7 protein-coding genes are annotated in these 5,593 nt (G+C 69.1%); 4 read left to right on the forward strand and 3 right to left on the reverse strand.

What is annotated here, in order from left to right:
* The first annotated feature begins 104 nt into the window (after positions 1 to 104).
* A complete protein-coding gene (gene bshB1 / locus VIB55_RS11375) occupies positions 105 to 848 on the forward strand; it encodes a bacillithiol biosynthesis deacetylase BshB1 (RefSeq protein WP_331876780.1) in 744 nt (247 codons plus the stop codon).
* Positions 849 to 1,097: 249 nt separating this feature from the next.
* Here the strand turns inward: bshB1 and VIB55_RS11380 are convergent, their stop codons facing one another.
* A complete protein-coding gene (locus VIB55_RS11380) occupies positions 1,098 to 1,436 on the reverse strand; it encodes a hypothetical protein (protein WP_331876781.1) in 339 nt (112 codons plus the stop codon).
* 140 nt (positions 1,437 to 1,576) lie between these two features.
* Here VIB55_RS11380 and VIB55_RS11385 point away from each other — a divergent pair, with 140 nt between their 5' ends.
* The 3 genes from VIB55_RS11385 (at position 1,577) to VIB55_RS11395 (ending at position 4,131) form a co-directional block, all read left to right on the forward strand.
* Positions 1,577 to 2,710 carry a cysteine desulfurase family protein gene (locus VIB55_RS11385; RefSeq protein WP_331876782.1) on the forward strand — a complete coding sequence of 378 codons (1,134 nt, stop codon included), beginning with the start codon at positions 1,577 to 1,579 and terminating at the stop codon, positions 2,708 to 2,710.
* A 103-nt stretch (positions 2,711 to 2,813) separates the two neighbouring features.
* Positions 2,814 to 3,905, forward strand: a complete 1,092-nt coding sequence (gene mnmA / locus VIB55_RS11390) for a tRNA 2-thiouridine(34) synthase MnmA (protein WP_331876783.1) — start codon at positions 2,814 to 2,816, stop codon at positions 3,903 to 3,905.
* Between the two features lie 28 nt (positions 3,906 to 3,933).
* The gene (locus tag VIB55_RS11395; RefSeq protein WP_331876784.1) at positions 3,934 to 4,131 is read left to right on the forward strand and encodes a type II toxin-antitoxin system HicB family antitoxin; all 198 of its coding nucleotides are present in this window, start codon (positions 3,934 to 3,936) and stop codon (positions 4,129 to 4,131) included.
* Positions 4,132 to 4,382: 251 nt separating this feature from the next.
* Here the strand turns inward: VIB55_RS11395 and VIB55_RS11400 are convergent, their stop codons facing one another.
* Entirely contained in the window at positions 4,383 to 4,616 is a 234-nt protein-coding gene (locus VIB55_RS11400) for a hypothetical protein (RefSeq protein ID WP_331876785.1), read from the reverse strand.
* A gap of 106 nt (positions 4,617 to 4,722) precedes the next feature.
* Positions 4,723 to 5,593, reverse strand: an 871-nt coding sequence (locus VIB55_RS11405) for a DnaJ C-terminal domain-containing protein (protein ID WP_331876786.1), incomplete at its 5' end; no start/stop codon positions are given.

Raw genomic sequence — 5,593 nt, forward strand, 5'->3', positions numbered from 1 at the left:
CCGCACGTAGTTTGTGCGGGGAGGGGCCGGGGGAGGGGCCCGCCGCGGCGTGCGACACAGCCGGTCGAGTCCCGACCTCAAATCCTTTTCGAACCAAGCAGACCGTGACCGACGACCAGACGCTCGCCCCGCCGGTGGACCTGCTGGCCATCGCCGCGCATCGCGACGACGTGGAGCTGCTCTGCGGCGGCACCATGGCGAAGACGGCGGCGCAGGGATACCGCACCGGCATCCTGGACCTCACCGCCGGCGAGCGGGGCACCGACGGCAGCGCGCAGCTGCGCGGCGCCGAGGCGGAGGCCGCGGCGCGTGTGCTGGGCGTCACCGCGCGCCGCAACGCCGGGCTGCCCGACGCGGGCCTGGAGAACACGCCCGAGACGCGGCGGCTGCTGGCGGGGTTCATTAGGGCGTTCCGGCCGCGCGTGGTTATCATCCCGTACATCACCGGGCGGCACCCCGACCACCGCATCGCCTCGCAGCTGGCGTACGACGCCTGCTTCCTGGCGGGGCTCGTCAAGCTCGACGCGCCAGGCGAGCCGCACCGCCCGCACAAGATCCTCTACGCGCTGGCGTACCGCGAAGACCCGGTGAAGCCCAGCTTCGTCGTCGACATCACCGACCAGATGGAGACGAAGATGCAGGCGGTGCACTGCTACTCCAGCCAGTTCGACGGCAAGACCTGGGGCGGCGAAGTCTTCCCCGGGGGCGACCGCCCGCTGTACGACCAGGTGCGCATGCACGCGGCCCGCTACGGCTCGCTCATCCGCACGGAGTACGGCGAGCCGTTTTACGTTGTCGAAACCATGCAGGTGGACGACGTGGTCGCGCTCCCGGTGCGAAGCATTTGAAGTGCGTGAGTGCGTGAGTGCGTGAGTACGAAAGTGCGAAAGTGCGAAAGTGCGAAAGTGCGACGGGGGTTGAGCAGGAGCACACGGCCTGTCATCCAGAGGCGCAAGCGCAGGGCACCAGCCCGTACCTCAGCCTTGGCGCGCCGAAGGATCTAACCTGAGAAACCTCTCAGCCCGGGCGCGGCTGCGACACGAACGCCCGAGTCGCGCGGGCCATTGCTTCGCAATAACGCACTAACGCACTGCCCTTCACGCACTCGCCTCAGCGCAGTGCACCTCCACGACCAGCCGCTTCCAACTCGGCACATCGGTCCCGTGCACGCGGACGGCCGTAGCGGTGGCGCCGCCGCCGCGCTGAAGCCACGGCGCCAGCCACTTGTTGATCTCCGGCGGCAGGTGCCCCAGCGGCTCACCGCCGCGTGCGTGCACCCAGACCGCGGGGTCCTCCTCCATCGGCGGATCGGGAATCAGGATCAGCTCGTCGCCTTGCACCACCGCGGCTACGTGTACGGCGCGCTCACCGAAAAGGGTGCCGTGCACGGTGGTGCGAAAGGTCGACGGCTGGCCTTCGGGAAGCGGTGGAATCATCAGAAAAGCGCACGGGTGGAGGGGTCGTCCTGGCGCGGAATGTAGTGCGCTCCCGCGCCGCTCTCAACCCTCGCGGCGGCGCCAGCGAAACCTAAGCGCCACTGGCGTTTATCAAGACGAGCCGAACGCCCCGGATGCCGATGCCCGATCCCGTGTACCTGGACTACGCCGCCACCGCGCCGCTGCGCCCCGAGGCGCGCGACGCCATGCTGGCGGTGCTTTCTGAGCGATGGGGCAACGCGTCCAGCATCCACCGCTGGGGCCGCGAGGCACGCGCCGCGCTGGAAGACGCCCGCGCCCGCTTCGCCGCCGTGATCGGCGCGAGCCCGGCGGAGATCGTCTTCACCCGCGGCGGCACCGAGGCCGACAACCTGGCCGTGCTCGGCCGCGCAGGGCTGGACCCGAGCAGATCGGTTGCCTGCTCCACCATCGAGCACAAGGCGGTTCTGGAGTCGGCGCGCTCGGCCCGGGCCGGTTCGCTGCACGAGATCGTGGTCGATGGAGACGGCACGATTGACATCGACCAGATCCGCGACATCATCGCGACCGATCCACCGTCCGTGCTCTCGATCGTGTGGGCGAACAACGAGGTGGGCGTCATCCAGCCGGTGGATGAGATTGCCGCCATCTGCCGGGACGCGGGCGTGGCGTTCCACTCCGACGCGGTGCAGGCGCTCGGAAAGCTGCGGGTGCGGGTGGATGAGGTCCCGGCCGCGCTCCTCGCCTTCAGCGCGCACAAGATTGGCGGGCCCAAGGGCGTGGGCGCGCTCTTCGTCCGCCGGGGCACCCAGCTGACGCCTCTGATGCACGGCGGCGGGCAGGAGCGGGGGCTTCGGCCAGGGACGGAAGACGTGGCGGGCGCCGTCGCATTCGCCGCCGCCGCGGAAGCCGCGGAAGCGGAGCGCGAGGAGGTGATGGCGCGCATCGGTGCGATGCGCGATCGGCTGGAGGCGGGGCTCCGCGCACGCGTGCCGGGCTTGGTGGTGAACGCAGCCGCCGCGCCCCGCCTGCCGACCATCAGCAACGTCTCCGTCCCGGGCGCTGATCCCGAGATGCTGCTGATTGGATTGGACCTGGAGGGCATCGCCGCGTCGTCGGGCTCGGCGTGCAGCAGCGGCGCGGTCACCCCGTCGCACGTGCTGACGGCGATGGGCGTGGCGCCGGAGATCGCCGGCCCGTCGGTGCGCTTCTCACTGGGCCGCGAAACGACGGAAGCCGAGATCGACCGCGTGCTGGACGTCTTTCCGTCTGTGGCCGAACGCGTCCGCTTCTAAGCAGTTTGCAGTTCTCCCCCTCTCCGCACGTAGTTTGTGCGGGGAGGGGGCCGGGGGGCGGGCCGGGGGGAGGGCCTCGCAGGTTTTCACGACAAGGGAAGCGATGGAGAAGAAGACCGTCCTCGTGGCGATGTCGGGCGGCGTGGATTCGTCGGTGGCGGCGGCGCTGCTCGTGGAGCAGGGCTACAACGTCATCGGCGCCACGATGAAGACGTTCTGCTACTCGGAATCCGAGTCGGAGGCGAACGGCCCGTCCAAAACGTGCTGCGGGCTCGACGGCATCCTCGACGCCAAGCGCGTGGCGGACCGGCTGGGCATTCCGCACTACGTATTCGACGTGGAGAAGGAGTTCACGCGCGACGTGATCGACGACTTCGTGTCGGAGTACGCCGCGGGTAGGACTCCGAATCCGTGCGTGCGCTGCAACGGCAACACCAAGTTTCGCGACCTGCTGAAGCGCGGCCGCATGCTTGGCTGCGACTTCATCGCCACCGGCCACTACGCCCGGATGGGTACGGACGAGGACGGCAACCCCTTGCTGCTGCGCGGGCAGGACGAAAAGAAGGACCAGTCGTACTTCCTGTGGGCGCTGCCGCCGGAGCTGCTTCCCCTGCTGTTGTTCCCCGTAGGCGAACTCACAAAGCCCGAGGTGCGCGAAAAGGCCCGCGAGCTGGGTCTCTCCACGGCCGAAAAGCCGGAGAGCATGGAAATCTGCTTCGTGCCCACGGGCAACTACGCCGACTTCCTCAGCCGCAAACTGGGGAGCGAGCACGCCTCGCTCACGCCCGGCAAGCTGGTGACCTCGTCCGGCGAGGTGCTGGGCGAGCACGATGGATACGCACGATACACGGTGGGCCAGCGGAAGGGGCTGGGTGGCGGGCGCTCGCTGCCGCTGTACGTGATCGGCACGCGGCCCGCGACGCGCGAGGTGGTCGTGGGCACGGCCGACGAGCTGGTGCGCGAGGACGTCCGCATCGATGACCTGAACTGGCTCGCCGTGCCGCCGGCGGCGGGCGACGCCATCCGCGTCCAGGTCCGCCACCGCGCCTCGGCCGTGCCGGCGCGAGTCGTGTCGGTGGAGGACGGCACGGTGAACCTCGTCCTGGATCAGCCGCAGCGCGCCATCACCCCCGGCCAGTCCGCGGTCATGTTCAGCGGCGACGTGGTCCTTGGCGGCGGCCGGATCGCGGCGTAGCCGGCAGGTAGCGGGCACGGGAGACTGCATGATGTACAAGGTCCTGCTTTACCGCACCCACGAGGGCTACAGCGTCAGCTGCCCCGATCTGCCCGGCTGCTGGTCGGAGGGGGAGACGAGGGAAGATGCCATCGAGAACCTCCGGAATGCAATCCGGGAGTATCTCGCGGCTGTCGACGACTTGGCGCACAAGTCAGATCTGGGTTGTCGCACCCGTTCTTCCTGAGGAGTTGGACGATTCACCCGTCCACGAGCAAGTCGATGGACATCGTAAAATGCGATGGCTGTGTGGGCTTCCCATGGGCTGAGGTGATCCTCATCGCGTTCGGGCTGGTGATGGTAGCGCTGGCGTGGCGGAGCATGCGACGGCCGCATCCACCAACGTGGTTGAAAGCGAGTCGGAGGAGCGGAAGGAAGGAGTGAAAACGGGAGCGGCGCACGTGGCGCCGCTCCCGTTTCTCATCCTTGAACCCGACCTTAGTCCAGCTCTTTCGACTGCGCCAGCATCTCGCGGAGTTGGTCGACCGAGCTGTCGTGGATCATGTCCTCGGCATCGGCCTCGTCGCCCTGCAACTCCACGAAGCGCGCGCGCATGGCCCGGTCCGACACGCAGTGGAAGATCACCTTGGGTCGGATGGAGAGGCCGAAGCGTCCCCCCGAGGCGAAGGCTTCCCAGGTCAGCAGGTTCTCGTCGGTGAACGTCTGGCTCATTTGCTAGTTCTCAGTGCCAAGTACCAAGTGCCAAGTACGCGGGGTGCGAGCTTCGTGCCTGTCAGATCTGCCCCGGCACTTGGTACTGCGTACTTGGTACTGCCGTTCAGTGCCGCAGCCCCGCGGCGGCGGCGAACTCTTCGAATTCCTTGCGCGCCGGCTCGTCCAGCGTCTCGGGCACGTCCACCTGCACCTTCACGAACTGGTCACCGCGGCGGCCGGCCTTTTCCACGCCCATCCCCTTGATGCGGAAGCGGCGCCCGGGCTGCGTTCCGGGCGGAACCTTCAGCACCACCATGGGGCCGTCCACCGTACGCACCTTCACCTTTGAGCCGAGCACGGCCTGGGCCAGGTTCACGTGGATGGTGCAGTTCAGGTCCAGCGCGTCGCGCGAAAAGAAGCGGTCGGGCTCCACGCGAAAGGTGAGCACCAGGTCACCCGGCTGCCCGCCCGAGGCGCCGCGCTCGCCCTGACCCGCCAGGCGCAGCTTGGAGCCGGTGTCCACGCCGGCGGGAACCGTAACCTGAACGGCGCGCTCGCGCCGCACCTGCCCCGCGCCGCGGCAGGCGGGGCACGGCTCGCTGGGCACGCGGCCCTTGGCGCCGCACATGGGGCAGGGGCGCGAAACGCCGAACCCGCCCGCGCCGAACGTCACCGTGCCGCTGCCCTTGCACTCCGGGCAGGTGTTCACCGTGGCGCCGGGCGCAGCGCCCGAGCCGTGGCAGCTCGCGCACTCCTCCGTCACCGGCACCTGCACCGTCACCTTGCCGCCCCGGACCGCCGTGCGGAACGGGATCTCGACCATGTACTCGATGTTCTCGCCGCGCTCGGGCCCGCCCGGCCGCCCGCCGCCGCGCTTCTTTCCGCCAAAGTCGAAGAACGAGCCGAAGATGTCGCCCAGCGGCGAGCCGCCCAGGTCCAGGTCTTCGAGGTTGATGGTCTGCGCGCCGCCGGGCCCGGGCCGCGCGCCCCCGCCC

This window comes from Longimicrobium sp. (assembly GCF_036554565.1).
GTDB lineage: Bacteria > Gemmatimonadota > Gemmatimonadetes > Longimicrobiales > Longimicrobiaceae > Longimicrobium.

Coding starts and splice junctions, on each gene's coding strand:
- VIB55_RS11395 (WP_331876784.1), top strand. CDS start 3,934: ATGATGTACAAGGTCCTGCTTTACCGCACCCACGAGGGCTACAGCGTC.
- VIB55_RS11385 (WP_331876782.1), top strand. CDS start 1,577: ATGCCCGATCCCGTGTACCTGGACTACGCCGCCACCGCGCCGCTGCGC.
- VIB55_RS11380 (WP_331876781.1), bottom strand. CDS start 1,436: ATGATTCCACCGCTTCCCGAAGGCCAGCCGTCGACCTTTCGCACCACC.
- mnmA (WP_331876783.1), top strand. CDS start 2,814: ATGGAGAAGAAGACCGTCCTCGTGGCGATGTCGGGCGGCGTGGATTCG.
- VIB55_RS11400 (WP_331876785.1), bottom strand. CDS start 4,616: ATGAGCCAGACGTTCACCGACGAGAACCTGCTGACCTGGGAAGCCTTC.